Origin of the sequence: Pseudomonas sp. MYb2, from assembly GCF_002979955.1 — a bacterium.
In the GTDB taxonomy this organism is placed as follows: Bacteria; Pseudomonadota; Gammaproteobacteria; order Pseudomonadales; family Pseudomonadaceae; genus Aquipseudomonas.
In genome coordinates, this window is the sequence record NZ_PCQC01000014.1 from 17,496 (window position 1) to 41,137 (window position 23,642).

The 23,642-nt window shown below is 59.4% G+C and carries 21 protein-coding genes; 9 read left to right on the forward strand and 12 right to left on the reverse strand.

Features of this window, described 5'->3' with window-relative positions; genetic code table 11:
* Nucleotides 1–359 precede the first annotated feature (359 nt).
* From CQ009_RS21070 to CQ009_RS21105, 8 genes are all read left to right on the forward strand, one after another.
* On the forward strand, nucleotides 360–1,121 hold the full coding sequence (locus tag CQ009_RS21070) for a hypothetical protein (RefSeq protein WP_105708558.1): 762 nt from the start codon (nucleotides 360–362) through the stop codon (nucleotides 1,119–1,121).
* Nucleotides 1,122–1,504: 383 nt separating this feature from the next.
* On the forward strand, nucleotides 1,505–2,746 hold the full coding sequence (locus tag CQ009_RS21075) for an SfnB family sulfur acquisition oxidoreductase (RefSeq protein ID WP_064389002.1): 1,242 nt from the start codon (nucleotides 1,505–1,507) through the stop codon (nucleotides 2,744–2,746).
* A 38-nt stretch (nucleotides 2,747–2,784) separates the two neighbouring features.
* Nucleotides 2,785–3,978 carry an SfnB family sulfur acquisition oxidoreductase gene (locus CQ009_RS21080; RefSeq protein WP_105708560.1) on the forward strand — a complete coding sequence of 398 codons (1,194 nt, stop codon included), beginning with the start codon at nucleotides 2,785–2,787 and terminating at the stop codon, nucleotides 3,976–3,978.
* Nucleotides 3,978–5,336: an LLM class flavin-dependent oxidoreductase gene (locus tag CQ009_RS21085; RefSeq protein WP_105708562.1), complete on the forward strand. Its 1,359-nt coding sequence runs from the start codon at nucleotides 3,978–3,980 to the stop codon at nucleotides 5,334–5,336. Before CQ009_RS21080 ends, CQ009_RS21085 begins: the two co-directional genes overlap by 1 nt.
* 118 nt (nucleotides 5,337–5,454) lie before the next feature.
* Nucleotides 5,455–6,264, forward strand: a complete 810-nt coding sequence (locus tag CQ009_RS21090) for a MetQ/NlpA family ABC transporter substrate-binding protein (RefSeq protein WP_105708564.1) — start codon at nucleotides 5,455–5,457, stop codon at nucleotides 6,262–6,264.
* A gap of 2 nt (nucleotides 6,265–6,266) precedes the next feature.
* Nucleotides 6,267–7,388 carry a methionine ABC transporter ATP-binding protein gene (locus CQ009_RS21095; RefSeq protein WP_105708566.1) on the forward strand — a complete coding sequence of 374 codons (1,122 nt, stop codon included), beginning with the start codon at nucleotides 6,267–6,269 and terminating at the stop codon, nucleotides 7,386–7,388.
* Entirely contained in the window at nucleotides 7,378–8,022 is a 645-nt protein-coding gene (locus CQ009_RS21100; protein WP_034151854.1) for a methionine ABC transporter permease, read from the forward strand. Before CQ009_RS21095 ends, CQ009_RS21100 begins: the two co-directional genes overlap by 11 nt.
* Nucleotides 8,023–8,192: 170 nt before the next feature.
* Complete coding sequence (locus tag CQ009_RS21105; RefSeq protein WP_064389006.1) at nucleotides 8,193–8,822, forward strand: bifunctional 2-polyprenyl-6-hydroxyphenol methylase/3-demethylubiquinol 3-O-methyltransferase UbiG; 630 nt, start codon at nucleotides 8,193–8,195, stop codon at nucleotides 8,820–8,822.
* A 98-nt stretch (nucleotides 8,823–8,920) separates the two neighbouring features.
* Here CQ009_RS21105 and CQ009_RS21110 read toward each other — a convergent pair whose 3' ends face one another.
* From CQ009_RS21110 to CQ009_RS21120, 3 genes are read right to left on the reverse strand one after another with little or no spacing between them, the layout of a single operon-like run.
* Nucleotides 8,921–11,974, reverse strand: a complete 3,054-nt coding sequence (locus CQ009_RS21110) for an efflux RND transporter permease subunit (protein ID WP_105708568.1) — start codon at nucleotides 11,972–11,974, stop codon at nucleotides 8,921–8,923.
* Nucleotides 11,971–13,035: an efflux RND transporter periplasmic adaptor subunit gene (locus CQ009_RS21115; protein ID WP_064389008.1), complete on the reverse strand. Its 1,065-nt coding sequence runs from the start codon at nucleotides 13,033–13,035 to the stop codon at nucleotides 11,971–11,973. Before CQ009_RS21115 ends, CQ009_RS21110 begins: the two co-directional genes overlap by 4 nt.
* The gene (locus CQ009_RS21120; RefSeq protein WP_064389009.1) at nucleotides 13,032–14,135 is read right to left on the reverse strand and encodes an efflux RND transporter periplasmic adaptor subunit; all 1,104 of its coding nucleotides are present in this window, start codon (nucleotides 14,133–14,135) and stop codon (nucleotides 13,032–13,034) included. The genes CQ009_RS21115 and CQ009_RS21120 overlap by 4 nt, the downstream gene beginning before the upstream one ends.
* 200 nt (nucleotides 14,136–14,335) lie before the next feature.
* Between CQ009_RS21120 and CQ009_RS21125 the strand changes: the two genes are divergently transcribed.
* The gene (locus CQ009_RS21125) at nucleotides 14,336–15,532 is read left to right on the forward strand and encodes an AAA family ATPase (RefSeq protein WP_105708570.1); all 1,197 of its coding nucleotides are present in this window, start codon (nucleotides 14,336–14,338) and stop codon (nucleotides 15,530–15,532) included.
* 360 nt (nucleotides 15,533–15,892) lie between these two features.
* Here the strand turns inward: CQ009_RS21125 and CQ009_RS21130 are convergent, their stop codons facing one another.
* The 9 genes from CQ009_RS21130 to CQ009_RS21170 all read right to left on the reverse strand — a co-directional run bounded on the left by CQ009_RS21130 (nucleotide 15,893) and on the right by CQ009_RS21170 (nucleotide 23,637).
* Nucleotides 15,893–16,765 (reverse strand): transporter substrate-binding domain-containing protein, encoded by an 873-nt coding sequence (locus CQ009_RS21130; protein WP_105708572.1) that lies wholly within the window; start codon nucleotides 16,763–16,765, stop codon nucleotides 15,893–15,895.
* On the reverse strand, nucleotides 16,762–17,544 hold the full coding sequence (locus CQ009_RS21135) for an amino acid ABC transporter ATP-binding protein (protein WP_064389011.1): 783 nt from the start codon (nucleotides 17,542–17,544) through the stop codon (nucleotides 16,762–16,764). Before CQ009_RS21135 ends, CQ009_RS21130 begins: the two co-directional genes overlap by 4 nt.
* On the reverse strand, nucleotides 17,541–18,200 hold the full coding sequence (locus CQ009_RS21140) for an amino acid ABC transporter permease (RefSeq protein ID WP_064389012.1): 660 nt from the start codon (nucleotides 18,198–18,200) through the stop codon (nucleotides 17,541–17,543). The genes CQ009_RS21135 and CQ009_RS21140 overlap by 4 nt, the downstream gene beginning before the upstream one ends.
* Nucleotides 18,181–18,846, reverse strand: coding sequence for an amino acid ABC transporter permease (locus tag CQ009_RS21145; protein WP_064389013.1), 666 nt, complete (start codon nucleotides 18,844–18,846; stop codon nucleotides 18,181–18,183). Before CQ009_RS21145 ends, CQ009_RS21140 begins: the two co-directional genes overlap by 20 nt.
* Nucleotides 18,847–19,621: 775 nt before the next feature.
* Nucleotides 19,622–20,419, reverse strand: coding sequence for a MetQ/NlpA family ABC transporter substrate-binding protein (locus CQ009_RS21150; protein ID WP_007918708.1), 798 nt, complete (start codon nucleotides 20,417–20,419; stop codon nucleotides 19,622–19,624).
* Nucleotides 20,420–20,678: 259 nt separating this feature from the next.
* The gene (locus CQ009_RS21155) at nucleotides 20,679–21,599 is read right to left on the reverse strand and encodes a sigma 54-interacting transcriptional regulator (RefSeq protein WP_105708574.1); all 921 of its coding nucleotides are present in this window, start codon (nucleotides 21,597–21,599) and stop codon (nucleotides 20,679–20,681) included.
* A gap of 55 nt (nucleotides 21,600–21,654) precedes the next feature.
* Nucleotides 21,655–22,236, reverse strand: a complete 582-nt coding sequence (locus CQ009_RS21160) for an alpha/beta hydrolase (RefSeq protein WP_064389015.1) — start codon at nucleotides 22,234–22,236, stop codon at nucleotides 21,655–21,657.
* Nucleotides 22,237–22,508: 272 nt separating this feature from the next.
* Nucleotides 22,509–22,910: a biopolymer transporter ExbD gene (locus tag CQ009_RS21165; RefSeq protein WP_105708576.1), complete on the reverse strand. Its 402-nt coding sequence runs from the start codon at nucleotides 22,908–22,910 to the stop codon at nucleotides 22,509–22,511.
* A gap of 1 nt (nucleotide 22,911) precedes the next feature.
* Nucleotides 22,912–23,637, reverse strand: a complete 726-nt coding sequence (locus tag CQ009_RS21170) for a MotA/TolQ/ExbB proton channel family protein (protein ID WP_064389017.1) — start codon at nucleotides 23,635–23,637, stop codon at nucleotides 22,912–22,914.
* Between the last annotated feature and the right edge of the window lie 5 nt (nucleotides 23,638–23,642).

Sequence of the window (23,642 nt, forward strand, 5' to 3'; positions counted from 1 at the left end):
TATATCTCCTGCAACAGATAAACCGTGCTGTAAAACTGTCGTCACCCAAAGACTGGGTGCTGATAGCGGCTTATCGAAACGGCTGAAAACCACTGAGATTCGTAGCTCTATTCGCTAATAGACCTAGGCATTCGGCCTCGTCAATGTAGGACACTTCTGATTAATACGTAATTCACGGATTAACTAAGTACGTCTATTGACACTCATTGCCGCACACTCTTATCTAGTCGCCAACCGGCGCTACTTAGTTCAATCAACGCATATTCAACCTTGATGAAAGTTCTCGGCTGTGTTGCCTGTTGATTCACGCCTTTGTTCTTCAGAAACGGACTTCGTTGCAAGCTCAAGGAGAGAAATCGATGACTCACACTTCGCACACCCCCGAACTGGCAGCGCCAATCCTGGCGCCCGCGCAAAAAGCCGGCATCAATCTGGCCGCTGCTGCCCATCTTTCGGTCGACGTGGCGCCCTATCCCGATATGGATTGTGGGGACCTGATCGAACTGTTCTGGAACAAATGCTATGTCGCATCAAAGGTTCTGACCGTCGAGGATATCGGCGCCGCAGTCAGCCTGCGAGTGCCGGAAAGCTTCATTGCCAGCGGCACTGCCCGCATCCACTATCGGGTCATGCAGGTTGGCCAGGGTCAGGCGCTGTCGGCAGCCACCCGGGTACAAGTCAAACTCGATTGTCCCGGTGGCCAGCCATCGGCACTGTGCAGTGATGAAAACCAGCAACTGCAAGCCGTCACGATCCCCGACACCATCCGCCGTCAGGGGGTTAATCCGAACCAGATCAAACGCGGCGTACCGCTGACCATCGAGCCTTACATAAACATGGCCGAGGACGATGAAATCACCTTGCGCTGGGGCGATGTGCGCATGGACCTGATACCGGTCACGGCTGCGGATGTCGGCTTGCCGATTCAGGTCTGGGTGCCGCCGGCGGTCATCGTCGAAGCCGGGGAAGATCTGCGCCTCGACGTGACGTACTGCGTCATCGACCGCGTTGGCAACAACTCGCGCTGGGCGCCACCGCGTACGTTGAAGATCGGCTGTGTAAACCCTTACCTGAAGGTGCCGCTGAGGCCCAGCCTCAAAGCCGCCGAGCCACGCGACTGAGTAAACGCCAATCCCCCGTGGCGAGGGGGCTTGCCCCGTTGGACAGCGAAGCTACCCCGGCATCTACAACTCTACCGAGTGGCAGGATTCGCGCCCGCTGCGCAGCGGAACGGGGTGAAAGCCCACTCGCCACAAAGGATCATTTAAACCGATACCCATTGTTAACCAACCCGACCATCCCCCCTTCTATGCATATTCCTAAAAGTTAGTTTATTTAATATTTATACACGCTTAGGGTATATGAACCGGACCACCGGACATTCTTTCGTTCGCCGCACTTTTGCGGCGTTTTTCATGAGATGTGAGGTAGGTAGTATGGTCCGGAACACAATCACCCCAGTGCAGATCGCCAGGGCATTGCGTGCAGCCAAGGAGCGGCACTGATGTCCAGTCTGGCAGACGCAAACGTCCAGTCGGATCTGGACATCGCCCCACTGTTGTTGCCCGCGCAAGTCTTGCGCAACGACGCCCAAGCCATCAAGGCCGCCCATGAGCTGGCGCAAGTCGCCCGCGTACAGGCGGCCAAACGCGACCGTCAGCGCAAGCTGCCATGGTCGGAAATCGAACAGTTCACCCGTAGCGGTCTGGGCAGCATTGCCATCCCGCGCGAATACGGTGGCCCGCAGGTTTCATTCGTCACATTGGCCGAGGTGTTCGCGATCATTTCCGCCGCCGACCCGGCGTTGGGACAGATCCCGCAGAACCAGTTCGGCATCATCAATCTGGTGCTCGGCAGTGCCACCGAGGCGCAGAAACAGCAGCTGTTCCAGAGTGTTCTGGAAGGCTGGCGCATCGGCAATGCCGGTCCGGAGCGCGGCACTAAAAACACCCTGGAACTGAAAGCACGGATCACCGCCGACGGCGACGATTACGTGATCAACGGCCAGAAGTTCTATTCCACCGGCGCGCTGTTTGCGCACTGGGTCGCGGTGAAGGCGCTCAACGATGACGGCAAGCAAGTGCTGGCCTTCGTCCGTCGCGGCACGCCGGGGTTGCGCATTGTTGATGACTGGTCGGGTTTCGGTCAGCGCACCACCGCCAGCGGCACGATTTTGCTGAACAACGTTCGCGTCGAATCGAACCTGGTCGTCGACAACTGGAAGATCAACGAAACCCCCAACACCCAAGGCGCGGTGTCGCAGCTGATTCAAGCGGCCATTGATGCCGGCATCGCCCGTGGCGCCATCGATGACGCCATCGAGTTCGTCAAAACCCGCGCGCGGCCATGGATCGACGCCAAAGTTGATCGCGCCAGTGATGACCTCTATGTGATCGCCGACATCGGCAAACTGAAAATCGAACTGCACGCCGCCGAAGCGCTGCTGCGCAAGGCCGGCAAAGTTCTTGATCAGGTGCACGCCGCACCGCTGACCGCCGAATCTGCCGCCCGTGCATCGATTGCCGTGGCCGAGGCAAAAGTGCTGACCACGGAAATCTCATTGCTCGCCAGCGAGAAGCTTTTCGAACTGGCCGGCAGCCGCGCGACCCTCGCCGAATTCAACCTCGACCGCCACTGGCGCAACGCCCGGGTGCACACGCTGCACGACCCGGTGCGCTGGAAATATCACGCGGTCGGCGCCTATCGCCTCAACGGCACTTTGCCTGCTCGCCATTCCTGGATCTGAGACGACCGCACACTTTCTCAAGTGCAATGGAGAAACCTATGACTTTTTCCCATCACGTCGCGGTCATCACCAGCGATGAGCAAGCCCTGATCGTCGCCAGCGATCTGGCCGAAGATTTCAAACGCGACAGCGCCCTGCGCGACCGTGAACGTCGCTTGCCACTGCCGGAACTCGATGTATTTTCCCGCTCAGGCCTGTGGGGCATCAGCGTGCCGAAGGAATACGGCGGCGCTGGCGTGTCCAACGTGACCCTGGCCAAAGTCATCGCGCTGATCGCTCAGGCTGACGGCTCGCTCGGACAAATCCCGCAGAACCATTTTTACGCACTGGAAGTGCTACGGGTGAATGGCAGCCACGCACAAAAACAACGGCTGTACGCCGAGGTTCTCGCCGGCCAACGCTTCGGCAATGCCTTGGCGGAACTGGGCACGAAAACCGCCCACGACCGCATTACCAGCCTCAAGCGCGACGGCGACGGTTATCGCATCAACGGTCGCAAGTTCTATGCGACCGGCGCGATTTACGCCCAGCGCATTCCGACCTCGGTTGTCGATGAAAACGGCGTGCAGCAACTGGCCTTCGTCCCCCGCGACAGCAAAGGCCTGACCGTAATCGACGACTGGAGCGGCTTCGGTCAGCGCACCACCGGCAGCGGTTCGGTGGTGTTCGAAGACGTCTACGTAGAGGCTGAAGACGTGCTGCCGTTTCAAAGTGCTTTCGAACGGCCAACCACCGTTGGCCCGTTGGCGCAGATCCTTCACGCCGCCATCGACACCGGCATCGCCCGCGCCGCTTACGAAGACGCGTTGCACTTTGTGCGCAGCAAGACCCGGCCGTGGATCGATTCCGGCAACGACAAAGCCACCGAAGATCCACTGACGCTGAAGAGCTTCGGCCACTTGAGCATTCGCCTGCACGCCACCGAAGCCTTGCTTGAGCGCGCTGGCGAATTCCTCGACGCCGCGCAAGCCGAGACCAACGCACAAACCGTCGCTGCGGCTTCGATTGCCGTTGCTGAAGCCCGGGCGATCAGCACCGAAATTTCCCTCGCCGCTGGCAGCACGCTGTTCGAATTGGCCGGCAGCCAGGCCACGCTGATCGAACACGGGCTCGACCGCCACTGGCGCAACGCCCGCGTGCACACCTTGCACGATCCAGTGCGCTGGAAATATCACGCCGTGGGCAATTATTACCTCAACGATGAAAACCCTCCGCTGCGAGGGACGATCTGATGAGCGCTGCAAAAAAGAAGATCCTGCTCAACGCGTTCAACATGAACTGCATCGGCCACATCAACCATGGCTTGTGGACGCATCCGCGCGACACCTCGACGCGCTACAACACTATTGAATACTGGACTGAACTGGCGCAATTGCTGGAGCGCGGACTCTTCGACGGCCTGTTCATCGCCGACATCGTCGGCGTGTACGACGTCTATCAGAACTCAGTCGATGTGCCGCTGAAAGAGTCGATCCAGTTGCCGGTCAACGACCCGCTGCTGCTGGTTTCAGCCATGGCTGCGGTGACCAAAAATCTAGGCTTCGGCCTGACCGCCAACCTCACCTACGAGCCGCCGTATCTGTTCGCCCGCCGCATGTCCACGCTCGATCATCTGAGTCGCGGACGCGTGGGCTGGAACATCGTCACCGGTTATCTGGACAGCGCCGCAAAAGCCATGGGCCTCAGCGAGCAAGTCGAACATGACCGTCGCTACGACCAGGCCGATGAGTACCTGGAAGTGCTCTACAAGCTCTGGGAAGGCAGTTGGGAAAACGGTGCCGTACTCAACGACCGCGAACAACGGATCTACGCCAACCCGGAAAAAGTGCACAAGGTCGAGCACAAGGGCGAGTTCTATCAGGTCGAGGGTTATCACCTCTGCGAACCGTCACCACAACGCACGCCAGTGCTGTTTCAGGCCGGCAGCTCTGATCGCGGTTTGCTGTTCGCCGGGCGCCATGCCGAATGCGTATTCATCAGCGGTCAGAACAAACCATCGACCAAAGTTCAGGTCGACAAGGTCCGCGCCAGCGCCGTTGAAGCGGGGCGTAACCCCGAGGACATCAAGGTGTTCATGGGCCTCAACGTCATCGTCGGCGCGACTGAAGAAGCTGCATGGGCCAAACACGCCGAGTACCTGAGCTATGCCAGCGCCGAGGCCGGCGTGGCGCATTTTTCCGCGTCGACCGGCATCGACTTTTCCCAATACGAAATCGACGAACCGATCCAGTACGTGAAGAGCAACGCCATTCAGTCGGCGACCAAGAACCTGCAGAACAACGATTGGACCCGGCGCAAATTGCTCGACCAGCACGCCCTCGGTGGCCGTTATATCACCGTGGTCGGTTCGCCGGAGCAAGTGGCGGATGAGCTGGAATCGTGGATCGCCGAGACCGGCCTCGACGGTTTCAACCTGACCCGGATTGTTACCCCGGAAAGCTATGTCGATTTTATCGAGCTGGTGGTTCCGGAGCTGCAGCGGCGTGGGTCGTACAAGACCGCTTATGACGCGGGCAGCTTGCGCGAGAAGCTGTTTCACGGTGCGGCGCAACTGCCTGAGCAACACACAGGCTCTTCGTTTCGCCGCTAAAAGCATCGCGAGCAGGCTCACTCCTACAGGGGAACGCATTCCAAATGCAGGAGTGAGCCTGCTCGCGATGAGGCCATAACAAACACCAAAAATTTACGCACTGACTGGAAAAACCATCATGACCAAAAAACACCTGTCCCACCCAGTCAAAGCACTGGCCCTGGCCCTCGGCCTGTTCAGCTCGGCCGTCTTCGCCGCCGACGCCCCGTTGAAAATCGGCACCACCGCCGCCTTCGCCATTCCGCTGGAAGCCGCTGTCGAAGAAGCTTCCAAACAAGGCTTGAAAGTCGAGCTGGTGGAGTTCACCGACTGGATCGCACCGAACGTCAGTCTCGCCGCCGGCGACATCGACGTGAACTACTTCCAGCACATCCCGTTCCTCGAAAACGCCAAGGCTGCGTCGGGTTTTGATCTGGTGCCATTCGCCCCGGGGATCATCAATAACGTCGGCCTCTATTCGAAAAAATACAAAAGCTTCGATGAGCTGCCAGAAGGCGCCAGCGTCGCCATCGCCAACGACCCGATCAACAGTGGCCGTGGTTTGCAGCTGCTGGCCAAGGCCGGTTTGATCACGCTGAAACCGGGCGTCGGCTACAAAGCCACCGAAGATGACATCGTCGCCAATCCGAAAAAAATCAAGATTCTGCAAGTCGAAGCCGTGCAACTGGTACGTGCCTACGACGACGCTGATCTGGTCCAGGGCTACCCGGCCTACATTCGTCTGGCGAAGACTTTCGATGCCGGTTCGGCGCTGCTGTTCGACGGTCTCGATCACAAGGAATACGTGATCCAGTTCGTCATCCAGCCGAAGAGCAAAACCGATCCGCGCCTGGTCAAATTCGTCGACATCTACCAGCATTCGCCGGTCGTTCGCGCGGCACTGGATAAGGCCCACGGCAAGCTGTATCAAGCCGGCTGGGAAAGCTGAGCATGACGGCCGCGATCCAACGGCGACTGGATATTCCAGAGCCACACAATGCTGAAAAAACCGAGCTGCACCCCGAGCTGAATCGTGCCCACGTACGCTTCATCGGTCTGGGCAAAACCTACAACGGTCGGCAAGGCCCGGTCGCCGCGTTGCAAGGCATCGATCTGGCGATCCAGCGCGGCGAAGTGTTCGGCATCATCGGCCGCAGCGGCGCTGGCAAGTCATCGCTGATCCGTACGATCAATCGTCTGGAACAGCCGACCTCGGGGCGCGTGCTGATCGATCAGGTCGACATCGGCGAGTTCGATGAAGACCGTCTTGTCGCCCTGCGCCGACGCATCGGCATGATCTTCCAGCACTTCAATCTGATGTCGGCCAAGACTGTTTGGCAGAACGTCGAACTGCCGCTGAAAGTCGCTGGCGTGCCGAAAGAGCAACGAGAAAAAAAGGTTCGCGAACTACTCGAACTGGTTGGCCTGCAGGAAAAGCACAAGGCTTATCCGGCGCAGCTCTCCGGAGGGCAGAAACAGCGTGTCGGTATTGCCCGGGCGTTGGTGCATGACCCGGATATTTTGCTCTGCGACGAGGCCACTTCGGCGCTCGACCCGGAGACCACCCAATCGATCCTCGGCCTGCTGCGCGAGATCAATAAACGCCTGGGTCTGACCATCGTTCTGATTACTCATGAGATGGCAGTGATCCGCGAAATCTGCGACCGCGTCGTCGTGCTTGAGCACGGGCGGGTGGTCGAACAAGGCCCGGTGTGGGAAGTGTTCGGCAATCCGCAGCACGAGGTTAGCCAGACCTTGCTCGCGCCACTGCAACACGCGCTGCCGGAGGAGTTGCAAAGCCGTTTGCAGAAGCAGCCGCCCTCCTCCGACGCTGCTGTGGTGCTGCGCTTGCAATTCACCGGCAGCGCCAGTGATGAGCCGGATCTGGCGGCATTATTTGCTGCACTCGGTGGCCGGGTAAAGTTGCTACAGGGCGGCGTCGAACGGATTCAGGGGCATGCGTTGGGGCAACTGTTGCTGGCCGTCAGTGATTCAGCGTTCGGAGCCGAGCAATTGCGCGAACGCGCCGCACCGTGGGCGCAACGCGTGGAGGTATTGGGTTATGTGGTTTGATCGCTTGCTGCAGGGTTTCATCGACACGTTTTTGATGGTCGGCGTGTCGTCGCTGATAGCGCTGCTGGTGGGGATTCCCATGGCGGTGATTCTGGTCACCAGCGACAAGGGCGGGATCTATGAAGCGCCGGTACTCAACCGCGCCTTGGGCGCGTTCGTGAACCTGTTTCGCTCGATCCCGTTTTTGATTCTGATGGTCGCGCTGATTCCGTTTACCCGGTTGATTGTCGGAACGACCTACGGTGTCTGGGCCGCTGTTGTGCCGCTGACAATTGCCGCGACACCGTTCTTTGCGCGGATTGCCGAAGTGAGCCTGCGCGAGGTTGATCATGGCTTGATCGAGGCGGCGCAGGCGATGGGCTGCCGGCGTTGGCACATTGTCTGGCATGTGCTGTTGCCGGAGGCGCTGCCGGGGATTGTCGGCGGGTTCACCATCACGCTGGTGACGATGATCAACTCGTCGGCGATGGCCGGGGCGATTGGCGCTGGCGGGTTGGGAGATATCGCCTATCGCTACGGCTATCAGCGTTTTGACAGCCAGATCATGCTGACGGTGATTGTGTTGCTGGTGGCGTTGGTGGCGGTGATTCAGTTGGGTGGGGATCGGTTGGCGCGGGGGTTGAACAAGCGCTGAGCTCATCCGGAATCATGCCGCGCCTCTGAAACCGCTTTCGCGAGCAGGCTCGCTCCCACATTTGGAATGCGTTCCCCTGTGGGAGCGAGCCTGCTCGCGATGGGCTGCGCAGCAGCCCCGAACCCGATGGCGTATATTCGGCAAATCCCAATTGCCCGCGTATCCCGACCATGAAGCAGACCCCCACCGATCTCGAACAGATCACCGCCACCACCCTCGGCCACTACAACTCGGTGGCCGAAGACTTTCGTGAAGGCACCCGCAATCACGATGTCAGCCAGAACATCGATGCGTTGCTGCGGCATATTCAAGGTGTGGCGCCGTTCACGATTCTGGATTTCGGCTGCGGCCCGGGCCGCGATTTGCAAACGTTTACGCGCATGGGCCACATCGCAGTCGGCCTCGACGGTTCGCCAGAGTTTGCGCGAATGGCCCGTGAGGACAGTGGTTGCGAGGTGCTCCAACAGGACTTTCTGAAGCTCGATCTGCCGGCTGAACGCTTCGACGGGATCTTCGCCAACGCGGTGCTTTTTCATGTGCCGTTGCAGGAATTGCCAAGGGTGCTCAAGCAACTGCATGGTGCGTTGAAACCCGGTGGCGTGTTGTTCAGCTCCAATCCGCGTGGGGATAACCGTGAAGGCTGGAACGGGCCGCGTTATGGCTCGTATCACGATCTTGAGGCGTGGCGCGGGTTGTTGACGGCAGCGGGTTTTGTCGAGCTTGAGCATTACTATCGGCCGGCGGGGCTACCGCGCGAGCAGCAGCCTTGGTTGGCGAGTGTCTGGCGTAAATCCATGTAGTCAGTTCAGACGCCAACGCGAGCAGGCTCACTTCTACAGTTGGAATGCGTTCCCCTGTAGGAGTGAGCCTGCTCGCGATGAGCGCGAAGCGCTCGTTTTTACTGCGTCTCTTTTTTCGGCTCGCGAATCTTGTACCAGGCCACATACAGCGCCGGCAGGAACAGCAACGTCAGCAGCGTCGCCACCACAATCCCGCCAATCATCGCGTAGGCCATCGGCCCCCAGAACACTTCCCGGGCAATGGGGATCATGCCCATGCTCGCTGCGGCTGCGGTCAGCAGGATCGGTCGGCGCCGATGTTCGGTCGCTTCGACCACCGCATCCCACGGCGCATAACCTTTCTTCTCGAACTCATCGATCTGCGTCACCAGAATCACCGAGTTGCGGATGATGATGCCGATCAGCGCGAGAATCCCCAGAATCGCCACGAAACCCATCGGCGTACCGGTCGGCACCAACGCCAGTACCACGCCGATCAGCCCCAGCGGCGCGACACTCGCGACGAGGAACATCTTCTGCACGCTGTGCAACTGGATCATCAGGAACGTCGCCATCAAAAACAGCATCAACGGCAACACCTTGGCGATCGGCCCTTGGGCCTTGCCGCTCTCCTCGACCGTACCGCCAGTGGCGACTTTGTAGCCGACCGGGAGCTTTTCAGCGAAGGCATCAATCGACGGCTTGAGGATTTTCACCAGATCGGTCGGCTGGATCTCGTCGCGCACCGAGGCCTTGATGGTGATGGTCGGCAAACGGTCGCGACGCCACACCAGCGGCTGCTCCAGTTCATAACGCACGGTGGCGAACGCCAGCAGCGGAATCGACGTGCCGCTCGGCGTGACGATCTGCAGGTTCTGCAGGGTTTCCGGCGTACCACGTTCGGAATCCACAGCGCGCCCGACCACGTTGATCAGGTAGATGTCGTCATCGACCTGGGTCAACGGCGAGCCACTGACGATGCTGTTCATCAGGTTCGCCACGTCTTCGGACGACAGCCCGAGTTGCCGCGCCTTGTCCTGGGCGATGTCGATGCGCAGGACTTTGCCCGGCTCGTTCCAGTCGTAGATGATCTCGCCGATGTGCGAGTTCTTGTCCAGTTCGGTCGCGAGGTCAATGGCGTGCTTGCGCACCTGATCGATGTCCTTGCCACTGACCCGGTACTGAATCGGACGCCCCACCGGCGGGCCCATTTCCAGTGCTTGCACGTAACTGCCGATGCCGACGAAGTCCTTGTGCAGGCGTTCGCGCAGACGTTGGGTCAAGGCCTCACGGGCCTCGAAATCCTTGCTGACGATCACCAGTTGCGCGTAGTACGGGTTTTGCAATTGCTGGTCGAGCGGCAGGTAGAAACGGATCGCGCCCTGACCGATGTAGGTGCTCCAGCGCACAATGTCCGCGTCACCCTTGAGCGTCGCTTCGAGTTTGTCGACGGCTTTGCGGGTTTCGTCGATCGAGGCGTTTTGCGGCAGGTTCAGGTCGACGAGAATTTCCGGGCGGTCCGATGCCGGAAAGAACTGGTTCTGCACAAAGCGCATGCAAAAAATCGACAGGGCAAACAGCAGCACGGTGATACCGATCGCCCACCAGCGATTGCGCATCGCCCACAACAGACCGCCATTGAACGCACGCCCGACGCGACCCGGCTCGGCTTCATGGGGTTTCACGTTGGCGCTGAGAATGTGCACGCCGATCACCGGCGCGAAGAACACCGCCACAATCCACGACACAATCATGGCCACGGCAATCACCGCAAACAGCGTGTAGGTGTACTCACCGGCGGAACTGGCGTTGAGGCCGATCGGCACGAAACCGGCGACCGTCACCAGCGTCCCCGTTAGCATCGGGAACGCCGTCGAGGTGTAGGCGTACGTCGCGGCCTCCTCCTTGCTCTCGCCCATTTCCAGGCGCGTGACCATCATCTCCACGGTGATCATCGCGTCATCCACCAACAGGCCGAGGGCGATGATCAATGCGCCGAGGGAAATCCGCTGCATAGTGATGCCGCTGTATTCCATGAACACAAAGACCATCGCCAGCACCAGCGGAATCGAGCACGCCACCACCAGCCCGGCGCGCACACCGAGGCTGATAAAACTCACCACCAGCACGATGATCACCGCTTCGAACAGCGCGCTGGTGAAACCACCAACAGCCTCTTCAACGACGACAGCCTGATCGGAAACGGTGTGCACGCCAACGCCCACCGGCAAGTCCGCGGTCAGTTGGTCGATGCGCGCATGCAAGGCCTTGCCGAACTCCTGGACGTTGCCACCCTTCTGCATGGCAATCGCCAGGCCGATGGCCGGTTTGCCGTCGAAGCGGAATTCCGGGGTCGCCGGATCTACGTAACCACGGCTGATCTCGGCGATGTCGGCCAGTCGATAGAAGCGGTCATTGAGCTTGAGGTTGACTTCGGCCAGATCCTTCTCCGAAGCAAACTGCCCGGAGGTGCGCACGGAAATACGCTCGGGACCGGCCTCGATCACCCCCGCCGGAGTTACGGCGTTCTGCGATTGCAGGCTTTCCACTACCTGACGTTGATCGATGCCCAGTGCAGCGAGTTTGCGTGTGGAGAAATTCAGGTAAATCACTTCGTCCTGCTGGCCGACCATTTCGATCTTGCCCAGCCCTGGCACGTTGCGGATTTCGGCCCTGGCCTGTTCCACATAATCGCGCAGTTGGCGCATGGTCAGGCCATCGGCGGTAAACGCGTACACCGAGCCGAACACGTCACCGAACTCGTCGTTGAATCCCGGCCCCTGAATGCCTTGGGGAAACTGTCCGCGAATGTCATCGATCTTCTTGCGCACCTGGTACCAGATTTCCGGGATGTCCTTGGCGCTGGTGGTGTCGCGCAGGTACACGTACACCGTTGATTCGCCGGGGCGCGTGTAGCTTTTCACGTAGTCGAGGGAGTCGAGTTCTTCGAGTTTCTTCTCGATGCGGTCGGTGACCTGCTTGAGCGTTTCCTCTTGAGTCGCGCCCGGCCATTTGGTCTGGATGACCATGGTTTTGATGGTGAACGACGGATCTTCTTCGCGGCCCAGGTTGAAGTACGAAAAGACGCCCATCAGCAACGCAACGAACATCAGGTACCAGACGAATGACTGATGCTTGAGGGCCCATTCGGAGAGGTTGAAAGAGCCTTTCATTGACTGTCCTCGTCAAGTTTTACCGATTGTCCGGGTTTGAGGCTGTTGACGCCGGCGCTGACCACACGCTCGCCGTTCTTTACGCCGCCAGCCAGTACGACGCTGCTGTCGGTACGGCTGACGACGGTGACATCGCGGGGGCTGACGGTTTTGTTTTGCGTGTCGATGACCCAGATTCGCGCTTTGCCATCGACCTCCTGCAGCGCCGTCACGGGCAATTCGATTCGCGGCTTGATCGCCGAGCTGAGGGTCACGCTGATCGCTGTGCCGAGACGAAAGCCGTCCGGCGTATCGGCCAGGGTCAGACGGGCACGACGGGTGCGCGTGGCACTTTGCGCCTGCGGTTCGATTTCGCGGATGATCGCGGTGGTGTTGATGCTCGGGTCGAGTTGCGCGGCCACCGAGAACACCACATCACTGGGGATCTGATCGACCAGGGTGTCCGGCAGATCGATCACCGCTTCCTTGATGTCCGGTTGCGCCAGCGTCACCACTTGCTGGCCAGCCGTGACGACCTGCCCGGCCTCGGCGTTCCACGCGGTGACCACCGCACGGTGGTCGGCGCGCAGTTCGGTGTAGCCGAGTTGGTCCTTGCTCTGGTTGACCGCCGCGCGCGCCTGATCCAGCGAAGCCTGGGTGGTTTTCAGATCGGTGTTGGCGACGTCCAGTTGCGCCTGTGCACCGACACCGCGATCAAACAGCGCCTGCTGGCGGCGCGCATTGGCTTGTGCGTTGATCAATTGCGCCTGGATTTTTGCCAGATCGCCTTGCGCCGAACGCAATTGGTTCTGCTGGTCGGAAGGGTCGAGGGTGGCGAGCAACGTGCCTTTCTCGACCTCGGCCCCCACATCGACGTTACGGCTAGCGATGCGCCCGCCCACACGGAAACCGGTGTTGCTCTCATAGCGCGCCTGAATGCTGCCGGCGAAACGCCCGAGGTTTTCCTCGCTCAACGCTTCGACCTGGACTGACAGCACCGGGCGTACCGGCTCGGGCGGCGGTTCTTTCTTCGAACACGCAGCCAACATCACAGCAACGGGTAACAGCCACAGAGACTTCATGGCTGTACTCCCGGCTGCAGATCCTTGTAGGTGTTTTCGGCGATCTCGACTTTCATGCCCGGATGCAACAACTGCCCACCAGCGACGATGACTTTCTCGCCGCCCTTGAGGCCTTCGCTGATGATGACTTTGCCGGTCAGGTAGCGGCCGACCGTGACGTTGTGCAATTGCGCCTCGCCCTTGTCATCGACCATCCACACCGCCGTATCGCTGATGTTTTTCGTCAGCGCTGACCACGGCAACTCGACCGCCGACTTGCCCGAGCCTTTGGCCGTGGCGCTGACCACCGAACCGAGTTGCATACCCGGCGGCAGCTTGTCGAGGGTGACTTTGACTTGCACGGTGCCGGATTGCGCCGACACCGCCGGGGTGATTTCGCGCACGGTGCCGGTGGTTTTGATCTCGGGGTTGTCGAGCAGGCTGACGGTGATCCTGTTGTCCGCAGGACGCTCGGCGAGCAGCGATTCATACACGTTGAACACCGCATCGCGGTCGCCATCGCGGGCCAGACTGAAGATCGGCGCGGTGGCCTGCACCACCTGGCCGACTTCGGCCTGACGCTCGGTGATGACGCCCGGCGCGTCAGCGATCAGTGAGGTGTAACTGAGTTGATCCTTGGCGTTCGCCAGTTGCGCCTGCGCCGCACTCAAGGCGCTCTGGCTGCTGCGCAACGCCGCTTGGGCGGAGTCGTATTCGCTTTGGCTGGTGTAGCCCTTGGGCAGGAGTTTCTGCTGGCGCACGAACGCCGCAGCGCTCTGTTTCACCCGCGCCTGTTCGGCCACGACCTGGGCCTGGGCGGAATCGACGTTGGTCTGCAAGTCTTTAGGGTCGAGTTTGGCCAGCACCTGTCTGGCCGTGACGCGGTCGCCGACGTCGACCATACGCTGGATGATCTTGCCGCCAACACGGAACGACAACTCCGTCTGCACGCGCGCCTGCACGTCACCGGTCAATGTCACCGAAGCCGCGTAATCCGCGGGTTTCACTTCCTGTACGAAGACCCTGGGCAAATATTCCTCAGGGGCTTTTTTTTCGCCGCAGGCGGTCACCAAGGTGAACAGACTCAGCATGACCGCTGTTTTCAAACCGGGACTCGCCATGCAGACTCCTTCCTGTGTACGAACGTGCAAGTGACGATACGACTGTGAGCTTAGAACAGGGTTCCGCCTTCGCCTGCGCGATCACAATATTTCCCCGTAGGAGCTGCCGCAGGCTGCGATTTTTTGATGTTTTTTTAGAAGATCAAAAGATCGCAGCCTGCGGCAGCTCCTACAATGGGCGCCTGAAGAGAAGGAATTCCATGCTCAACACCCTGGCAGTGGCCAATTACCGCTCGATCAATAAATTGGTGATCCCGCTCGGCCGGCTGAACCTGATCACCGGGCCCAACGGCAGCGGCAAGTCCAATCTTTACCGGGCCTTGCGCCTGCTGGCGGAAACCGCTCAGGGCGGCGTAGTCAATGCGCTGGCCCGTGAGGGTGGGCTGGAGTCGACGTTCTGGGCCGGGCCGGAAACCATCAGCCGGCGCATGCGCAACGGCGAAGTGCCGATCCAGTCGACGGTGCGTCAGGGTGTGAAGCGATTGCGCCTGGGGTTCGCCGGGGAGGATTTCAGCTACTCGATCAGCCTCGGTCTGCCCGACTCCAACGGGCACTTCATGGTGCCCGAACATTCGCGCCCCATTCCCTCGCGCTTCAGCCTCGACCCGCAGATCAAGCGCGAATGCATCTGGGCCGGCGCGCTCTACCGTCCCGCCAGCCTGCTGGTGGATCGTGACGGGCCGATGATCCGCGCACGCGCCGAACGCAAATGGGATGTGCTGGCGCAACACACGCCCAACTTCGACAGCCTGTTCGACCAGGTCGGCAGCCTGCGCAGCTCGCCGGAAGTGTTCCAGATGCGCGAGTTCATTCGTCGCTGGCGTTTCTACGATCACTTTCGCAGCGACGCCGACGCGCCGGTGCGTCAACCGCAACTGGGTACGCGCACGCCAGTGCTGCATCACGACGGCCGCGATCTGGCGGCGGCGTTGCAGACCATCATCGAGATTGGTGATGGCGACGCGATGCGTGCGGCAATTACCGATGCGTTTCCTGGTGCACGCGTGCATATCGAAGCGCAGGCCGGTGGACGCTTTGCCATCGAGTTTTATCAGGAAGGCCTGTTGCGGCCGCTATCGGCAGCGGAGTTGTCGGACGGGACGTTGCGCTATCTGCTGCTCGTCGCGGCGTTGCTGACGCCGAGACCGCCATCGCTGATGGTACTGAACGAGCCGGAAACCAGTCTGCATCCGGATCTGTTGCCGGCGTTGGCGCGGTTGATCATTCGTGCGTCGGAGCAGTGTCAGGTGTGGGTGGTGTCGCATGCGCGGCGGTTGATATCGGCGTTGCAGGAAGATCCCGAGTGCAATTGCATTGTGCTGGAGAAAACCCTGGGGCAGACCGGGATTGTCGGGCAGCGGGTACTGGATGAGCCGGCTTGGAACTGGCCGGATTGAGCGTTCCAGGCAAAAGCCCCTCACCCTAACCCTCTCCCAGAGGGAGAGGGGACTGATCGGGGGATGCTCAAGAGTGACGCCGACGTGAAAATGCTTCTGTGAATCCACAATCGACTCGTTTCCGCAGGTCAATGTCTGATGCAAGACACCTCGGTCGGCTCCCTCTCCCTTCAGGAGAGGGGACTGATTGGGAGATGCTGTTGAATTACGCCGACCTGAAAATGACTCTGTGAATCCATAATCGACTCTGTTTGTCAGGTCGATGTCTGATGCAAGACACCTCGGTCGGCCCCCTCTCCCTCCGGGAGAGGGCTGGGGTGAGGGATTGCCCTTGAGCCTCACCACCGACCTGACAGACAATCACCCCTGCCACTTGCCACCCTCGACAATCACGCTCTCAGGCTTGGTGTCATCGCTCAATTCTTTACGCACATATTGGTCATACAGCTTGAGCAGATACTTCTCCTCGCCCAGTTTGGTCAACTCGGTATTCACCCAGTCACGCAGTTCGATATTGCCCTTCTTCACCGCCGGCGCAATCGGTGCTTCGGCACCCAGTTTGTCTTCCAGCACGCGATAGCCCGGGTTCTGCTTGGCCCAGCTGAACAGCACCAGATTGTCCTGCGCGTAGGCATCGCCACGCCCGTTGGCAAGAGCTTGCAGTGATTCAGAGTTCTTCTCGAACTTGAGTAGTTTCCAGTCCGGGTGATTCTTGGTCAGCCAGATATCAGCGGTGGTGCCAGTGGTGACGATGGTGGTGCGGGTCGCCAGATCATCCAGGCTCTTCACCGAGCTGCTTTGCGGCACCAACGCCTGCACCGCAACCTTGAGATTCGGGTTGGTGAATTCCACCGCTTCCTTGCGCTCAGGCGTGACGGTCATGTTGGCGAGGATCAGGTCAACCTTGTCGCTTTGCAGGAACGGGATGCGGCTCGCCGGTTCAACCGCGACGAATTCGACTTTGCTTTCATCGCCGAGCAGATCCTTGGCGAAACGCCGGCCGATATCAGTATCAAAGCCGACGTAGCGCCCGGCCTCATCGACAAAACCGAACGGTGGCTTGTCGGTGAAGACGCCGACAATCAATTTGTCGCGAGCCTTGATCTTGTCCAGATAACCGGCCGGCGCGGTGCTTTCGCTGGCGACTTTCGGTTTTGGTGGTTCTTCGGTCTTGCTGCAACCGGCAAGCAAGGCGAGGCTGAGCAGGGGCAGTAAAAAAGCGGCAGTTTTCATAGCAGTTCCAGTTCCTTTGTCGGATTCGTTTTTGGCAGTGTTGCAACGAAGGAGAACTTCTCCAGAAACTGCTGCGCGCGTGCGGTTTGCGGGTTCGTAAAGAAAATCTCGGGCGGGTTCTGCTCAAGGATGCGCCCGGCATCCATGAACACAATGCGGTCGGCCACCGCGCGGGCGAAGGCCATTTCATGGGTGACGATCAGCAGGGTCATGCCCTCACGAGCGAGGCCCTGAATGACCTGCAAAACTTCCTTGACCATCTCCGGATCAAGGGCAGCGGTGACTTCGTCGAAGAGCATCACCCGTGGGTTCATGCACAACGAGCGGATGATGGCGATGCGTTGCTGCTGGCCGCCGGAGAGCTGACGCGGGAAGGCATCGCGCTTGTCCGCCAGACCCACGCGTTCGAGCAAGGCTTCGGCTTGTTGCTGCGCTTCGCGGCGTTGACGCTTCTGCACCTTGACTGGGCCAAGCAGCAGATTGTCGAGCACGCTCATATGCGGGAACAGGTGATAACTCTGGAACACCATGCCGATCTGCTGACGGATTTCACGCCAGTCAGTGGACTTGCCGAGCAGCTCACGGCCGAGAAATTTCAGGCTGCCGCTGTGCGCCTCTTCCAGGCCATTGAGGCAACGCAACAAGGTACTTTTGCCGCAACCGCTAGGGCCGAGGATGACGATCACTTCACCACTCTGCACCTGCAGGTCGATGCCGTTGAGCACCTGCTGTTCGCCATAGAATTTGTTGAAGCCGTGAAATTCGATCAATGCGCTCATGCTTGCGTCCAGCGCCGCTCCAGCACGCGCGAGGCGGCCGACAGCGGGTAGCAGATGAAAAAGAAAAACAGAAACAGCACGCCGTAGATCAGCACTGATTCGTAGGTGCGTTCGATGATCTGCTGGCCGACCTTGATCACATCCACCACGCCAATCAGCACCGCCAGCGAGCTGGTCTTGATGATTCGCGTATAGACGTTGATGGTCGGTGGCGTCATGCGTTTCAGCGCTTGTGGCAGCAGCACGTAGCCGTAGAGCTGCGCGGCGTTCAGGCCAATCGACAGCCCTGCTTCACGCTGCCCGCGCGGCAACGAATGCAGCGCACCGCGCGCCACTTCGCCGACCTCACTCGCGCCCCACAGCGACAGCACCAGCACCGCGCACCAGAAACTCGGAATGCTCAGACCAAAGAAAATCGGCAGACCGAAGAACAGCAGGTACAACCAGACCAGCACCGGGATCGCCCGGAACAGCTCCAGATACACCCGCAGGATCGCGTTCAGCCATGTCACGTTGAGCGTGCGCAACACACCGTAGAAAACGCCACCGACCGTGCTGATGGCAATGCTCAGAAACGAGATCGACAAGGTTTGTCCCGCGCCCTTGGCCAATTGCGGCAACGACACCCAGAGCAATTCAAGACCCGAACTGGCCATGCTGGAGCCTCCTTTCCAGACGGCTGAGCAGCAGCGACAGCGGCAAGAACAACAGCACGCAGATCAGCGTCAGCACGGCGAGCATTTCGTAGGTTTTGTAATAGAGCGCGATGTAGCTTTTGGTGGTGTAGAGAATTTCCGGCACCGCCACCGCCGAGACCACGGTGGTTTCCTTGAGCAGGAAAATGAAATTGGCGAACAGCGACGGCAGGCTGAGGATCCCCGCTTGCGGCAGGATCACATAGCGCAGCAACTGGCCGTGGGACAGGCCGATGGAGCGCCCGGATTCCAGTTGCGCCTGCGGCACCGCATCGACGCCGGCGCGCAGCACTTCGGTGAGGTAAGCGCCGCCGAGGAAGGTCATGGTGATGATCGCGGCGGTGAAACCGGAAACCTGGATACCCACGGCCGGCAAGGCGAAGTAGACGAAAAACAACTGGATCAGCAGTGGTGTGTTGCGCGCCAGTTCCACATACAGGCCGACCAGTTTTTGCAGGTATGGCGTACGGAACACCAGAATCGTCGCGTTGATTAGCGCCACCAGCAACGAGGTGCCAATGGCGATAAAACCGACCTGCAGCGTCACGCCCACGGCTTTGAGAAACGCCGGCAGGGTGCTGAGGATAAATGCGTAATCGAAGGTCATGAAACGTCCTGAACGCCGCTCGGTAAGCGGCGGTGATGCAGTCCATGGGCAGCGGATGGCTGTCCGACGAGCATCGACTTTATAGGTATAAAAACCAGAATTTAAATACCGTTAAAGCATATTGATATCACCCAAAAAACTAACCTGCGGATTTGCCGGGAAGGAATAAGAAGGCTATTTTTCTTTGCGCTGTAGGACGGATCTTTTTTTCACGAAAGCCCTCCAAGGACGAACAGCTTTTGGCCAGACTCCCCTGGCCAAACTCATAACAAGGAAGAGAACATGGACGTAAAAGTGCCGCAGCGACTGGATCCGCAGGAGATTGTGAAATTGTTGGTGGCGTTGCGCCGGGCGTTGAAGGCCACAGCGTAAATCAAAAGCCCCTCACCCCAGCCCTCTCCCGGAGGGAGAGGGAGCCTACCGAGGTGTCTTACGTCAAACATCGACCTGAAAGATCGAGTCGCTTATGGATTCGGCAGAGATCTTTCACATCGGCGTACCTCTACAGCATCCCCCAATCAGTCCCCTCTCCCTCTAGGAGAGGGAGCCGGCCGAGGTGTCTTGCGTCAAACATCGACCTGAAAGATCGAGTCGATTATGGATTCGGCAGAAATCTTTCAAGTCGGTGTACTTCTACAGCATCCCCCGATCAGTCCCCTCTCCCTCCGGGAGAGGGCTAGGGTGAGGGGCTTTTCAACGCACACACAAAAACGCCGATGACCATCACTGGCCATCGGCGTTTTCACACCTTGAAGGGGTTTACTCAAGCGTCAGATCAGAACGCCGGCAGTACCGCGCCGTTGTACTTCTTCTCGATGAACGCTTTGACTTCCGGGCTGGTCAGGGCTTTGGCCAGTTTCTGGATCGCGTCGCTGTTCTTGTTGTCCTCACGGGCCACCAGGAAGTTCACGTATGGCGAGTCAGCGCCTTCAATCACCAGCGCATCTTTCTGCGGGTTCAACTTGGCTTCCAGCGCATAGTTGGTGTTGATCATGTCCAGATCAACTTCCTTCAGAACGCGTGGCAGCAGCGCCGATTCCAGTTCCTTGAACTTGAAGTTGTGCGGGTTCTTGGCGATGTCTTTCGGCGTTGCCAGAGCGTTTTTCGGGTCTTTCAGCTCGATCAGGCCAGCCTTCTGCAGCAGGATCAGTGCGCGGCCGCTGTTGCTGCCTTCGTTCGGGATCGCGATGGTCGCGCCGTCCGGCAGTTCTGCCAGGGTCTTGTACTTGCTCGAGTAGCCACCGAACGGTTCAACGTGCACGCCCTGCACGGTCACCAGGTACTTGGACTTGTCGTCCTTGTATTTGCCCTGGTTGAAGCTGTTCAGGTACGGCAGGGTCTGGAAGTAGTTGGCATCCAGACGTTTCTCGCCCACTTGTACGTTCGGCTGAACGTAGTCGGTGAACACTTTGATTTCCAGATCCACGCCTTCTTTGGCCAGGGTCGGTTTGATCAGCTCGAGGATTTCAGCGTGCGGAACCGGGGTCGCGGCAACCACCAGTTTCTCGCCGGCATTGGCCAGGGAAGCAGTCAGAGCAGCCGCCAATGCGGTAAACAACAGAACCTTTTTCATGCAGTGTCCTTATCGAAAATCACGGTCGTCATCGACGACGGCATTAATACGTGTGCCAGTGAAGTGATATCGCTGGCGTGGGTCGGACAATACCGGGATTTTTTATTCCCGGACAATAACGTTTATTCACGTTGTTATTCCATTTTGCTCATACACGCAGGCTAGACATGTAGGAGCTGCCGCAGGCCGCGATCTTTTGATTTTCAACAAGTTAAAACGTTGAAAAGCAAGATCAAAGGATCGCAGGCTTCGCCAGCTCCTACAGGAGGCCGGTGTTTTTCAGCAGTTGCTTGAGGGCGGCCTGGTCGGTTGTGGTGCCAGTGGAGAGGATCTGGTTGATCTGGGCCTCGATCTGGGTCAGTAGCGGCGGCAGATTCAGGTGCTCCGGCAGAATCTCGTCGCCGGTACTCACCAGCAAGGCAAAGTGAATGACGTTTTCCAGCTCGCGGGTGTTGCCCGGCCAGCTGTGCTGTTCGAGCACGTGCTGCGCCGCTTCGCTGATCAGCGGCACCGGCAGATCCAGACGCTGGCTGTAGATGCCGAGAAAATACTCTGCCAGCGAGAGGATATCGCCGGTGCGCGCGCGCAAGGCCGGCAGTTCGAGATGGCCTTCGCTGAGGTAGTGATAGAGCCGCTCGTGGAATTTCCCGGCATCCACCGCTTGTGCCAGATCAATGCTGGTGGCGGCGACCAGACGCACGTCGACCGGACTCGGCTGATGTGCACCGACACGGGTGACTTCGTGGTTCTCCAACGCGGCGAGCAATTTGATCTGGATTGGCAGCGGCAAGTCGCCGATTTCATCGAGGTACAAGGTGCCGCCATTGGCCGAACCGAACCATCCGGCGCGACTGCTGGCTGAACCGCTGTAGGTGCCAGCGGCATAGCCGAAGAGTTCGGCGTCGGCGTAAGTCGGGCTGATGGCGCCGCAATTGACCGAGACGAATAAGCCGCTGCGATCACTGGCGCGATGGATGTGCCGGGCGAGCAGCTCTTTACCCGTCCCCGTCTCACCGCGAATCAATACTGAAATCGAACGCGGGGCTAACTGCTCCAATTCCTCGCGCAACTGACGCGAGCGCGGGTCGACAAACACCAGCGCTTTGGCGCGAATGCTCAGGGGACTTTTTTCAGCGTCGGGAAAGGTCAGCAATGGCTGACCGAAAGTTTCGAAACTCATGGCAGACTCCCGCCCAAAACCGCCGGCAGACGGGGGCGTTCAAAGAAAAAAGAAATCAGGCGCGACGGCGGGCGTGGTGTTCCATACGGTTTTGCAGGCGATAGAGATAGGCAAAGCCCTGCTCCCAACGCTGATGCCCGGACTTCACATTGATGTGTCCGGCACCGGCGAGAATCCCCGCCTCGGCACCCCAGTTGCGCGCCAGCTCCATGGCACGCGGCGCACTCACCGCGGCATCGTTGTCGGAGCTGACCACTTGGCTCGGGAATGGCAGCAAATCAGTCGGGATCGGTGCGAAATTGCGCAGCGCGGGTGCGCAGGCCGGGCGCTCGACATCGGCCGGCGCGACCAGCAAGGCGCCGCGCACCTGACGCAGATATTGCAGCGGCGCAGTGGCAGCCCAGTGGGCAACGGTGATGCAGCCGAGGCTGTGGGCGATCAGGATCACCGGCGTACTGTCGGCGGCGATCGCCTCGGCCAGGGCCGCGACCCAGTCTTCGCGACGCGGCGTCAGCCAATCGGCCTGCTCGACCCGCGCGCTGTTCGGCAGGCTGTTCTGCCAGTGGCTTTGCCAATGATCTTCTGGCGATCCTTGCCAGCCCGGCACAATCAGGTAGCGGATTGATTCGTTGCGCATGGGGAGCTCTCCTGCGTCGTGTCTGTTCCTGAACAAGTATAGGGAGGGGATTTATATTCGTTAAGGAATAAGAAGCTATTTATTAAGACCTGAATTGCATATACAAAACCCTATGCATGAGCTGCCGAAGGCTGCGATCTTTTGATCTTGTTTTTTTAAAATCAAAATCAACAGATCGCAGCCTTCGGCAGCTCCTAAAGGGTTGGTGTTTGACCAATAAAAAAAGGGCCGCACCCTGCCAAGGAGACGGCCCCGGAAAAACGTAAATTCTGTTAACGCGCAGTAATCACCGACAACTTGGTAATCCCCGCCCGCTCGATCGAAGCCATGGCTCGCGCCACTTCGCCGTAGTTCACCCCGTCATCCGCCTGCAACTGCACGCGAACTTCCGGGTCCTTGGCCTTGGCCGACTTGAGGTTGAATTCCAGCAAGTCCGCTTGAATCTCATCCTTGTTGATAAACAGTTTTCCCGCGCCGTCAATGCTCACCACCAGCGGATCCTTCTGTTCGACCGGCGCCACCGCTTCGGTCTTCGGCAGGTTGATCGGGATCGCGTTGGTCAGCAGCGGTGCGGTGACGATAAACACCACCAGCAGCACCAGCATCACATCCACCAGCGGTGTCACGTTGATCTCGCTGAGCACCTCGTCACTGTCTTGCGTGGAGAAGGCCATATCAGGACGCCTCCTTCACTTTTGTCGCGTTGCCCGGCGCTGCAACCTTATGCGCGGTCGGATGAATCAACACGCGGAACGCACTCTTCTGCGCCAGGCTGTAAAAGTCGTGGGCGAAGTCATCCAGATCCGCCGCCGTCAGTTTCAACCGACGTAAAAAGTAGTTGTAAACCAGCACCGCCGGCACCGCGACGGCGATCCCCACACCGGTGGCGACCAGTGCCGCACCGATTGGGCCGGCGACTGTTTCCAGGCTTGCCGAACCCGCTGCGCTGATGCCTTTCAACGCCTCCATGATTCCCCACACCGTGCCGAACAAACCAATGAACGGCGAGGTGCTGCCGATACTCGCAACCACTGCCAGACCGGTTTCCAGCGAACGGCGTTCGCGGACAATCTGCTGACGCAGAGCGCGCTCCAGTCGATCCTGATGGTTGATCGCCTGGCTCAAATCATTGGCCTGCGGCGCCTCGCCCACCTGAATCGCCGCGTAACCGGCCTGTGCTACTCGCGCGGCGGCACCGGGTTGGGTCTCGCTCAATTCAGCGGCGGAATCCAGGCTCGACGCCGCCCAGAAGCGTTTATGAAAGCGCCGATCCTGCGCCTTCAAACGACCGAACTGCACAGCCTTGAGCAATGCCAGGCCCCAGGTGGCGACGGAAAATACCACCAGCAGCCAGATCACCGCGCTTTCGATGGATTCCAGTGGAGATGCCAGTAACGTCATGATGA

What these genes read in the sequence shown, in the direction of transcription:
- CQ009_RS21070 (WP_105708558.1), top strand. Translation starts at nt 360, where the DNA reads ATGACTCACACTTCGCACACCCCCGAACTGGCAGCGCCAATCCTGGCG.
- CQ009_RS21075 (WP_064389002.1), top strand. Translation starts at nt 1,505, where the DNA reads ATGTCCAGTCTGGCAGACGCAAACGTCCAGTCGGATCTGGACATCGCC.
- CQ009_RS21080 (WP_105708560.1), top strand. Translation starts at nt 2,785, where the DNA reads ATGACTTTTTCCCATCACGTCGCGGTCATCACCAGCGATGAGCAAGCC.
- CQ009_RS21085 (WP_105708562.1), top strand. Translation starts at nt 3,978, where the DNA reads ATGAGCGCTGCAAAAAAGAAGATCCTGCTCAACGCGTTCAACATGAAC.
- CQ009_RS21090 (WP_105708564.1), top strand. Translation starts at nt 5,455, where the DNA reads ATGACCAAAAAACACCTGTCCCACCCAGTCAAAGCACTGGCCCTGGCC.
- CQ009_RS21095 (WP_105708566.1), top strand. Translation starts at nt 6,267, where the DNA reads ATGACGGCCGCGATCCAACGGCGACTGGATATTCCAGAGCCACACAAT.
- CQ009_RS21100 (WP_034151854.1), top strand. Translation starts at nt 7,378, where the DNA reads ATGTGGTTTGATCGCTTGCTGCAGGGTTTCATCGACACGTTTTTGATG.
- CQ009_RS21105 (WP_064389006.1), top strand. Translation starts at nt 8,193, where the DNA reads ATGAAGCAGACCCCCACCGATCTCGAACAGATCACCGCCACCACCCTC.
- CQ009_RS21110 (WP_105708568.1), bottom strand. Translation starts at nt 11,974, where the DNA reads ATGAAAGGCTCTTTCAACCTCTCCGAATGGGCCCTCAAGCATCAGTCA.
- CQ009_RS21115 (WP_064389008.1), bottom strand. Translation starts at nt 13,035, where the DNA reads ATGAAGTCTCTGTGGCTGTTACCCGTTGCTGTGATGTTGGCTGCGTGT.
- CQ009_RS21120 (WP_064389009.1), bottom strand. Translation starts at nt 14,135, where the DNA reads ATGGCGAGTCCCGGTTTGAAAACAGCGGTCATGCTGAGTCTGTTCACC.
- CQ009_RS21125 (WP_105708570.1), top strand. Translation starts at nt 14,336, where the DNA reads ATGCTCAACACCCTGGCAGTGGCCAATTACCGCTCGATCAATAAATTG.
- CQ009_RS21130 (WP_105708572.1), bottom strand. Translation starts at nt 16,765, where the DNA reads ATGAAAACTGCCGCTTTTTTACTGCCCCTGCTCAGCCTCGCCTTGCTT.
- CQ009_RS21135 (WP_064389011.1), bottom strand. Translation starts at nt 17,544, where the DNA reads ATGAGCGCATTGATCGAATTTCACGGCTTCAACAAATTCTATGGCGAA.
- CQ009_RS21140 (WP_064389012.1), bottom strand. Translation starts at nt 18,200, where the DNA reads ATGGCCAGTTCGGGTCTTGAATTGCTCTGGGTGTCGTTGCCGCAATTG.
- CQ009_RS21145 (WP_064389013.1), bottom strand. Translation starts at nt 18,846, where the DNA reads ATGACCTTCGATTACGCATTTATCCTCAGCACCCTGCCGGCGTTTCTC.
- CQ009_RS21150 (WP_007918708.1), bottom strand. Translation starts at nt 20,419, where the DNA reads ATGAAAAAGGTTCTGTTGTTTACCGCATTGGCGGCTGCTCTGACTGCT.
- CQ009_RS21155 (WP_105708574.1), bottom strand. Translation starts at nt 21,599, where the DNA reads ATGAGTTTCGAAACTTTCGGTCAGCCATTGCTGACCTTTCCCGACGCT.
- CQ009_RS21160 (WP_064389015.1), bottom strand. Translation starts at nt 22,236, where the DNA reads ATGCGCAACGAATCAATCCGCTACCTGATTGTGCCGGGCTGGCAAGGA.
- CQ009_RS21165 (WP_105708576.1), bottom strand. Translation starts at nt 22,910, where the DNA reads ATGGCCTTCTCCACGCAAGACAGTGACGAGGTGCTCAGCGAGATCAAC.
- CQ009_RS21170 (WP_064389017.1), bottom strand. Translation starts at nt 23,637, where the DNA reads ATGACGTTACTGGCATCTCCACTGGAATCCATCGAAAGCGCGGTGATC.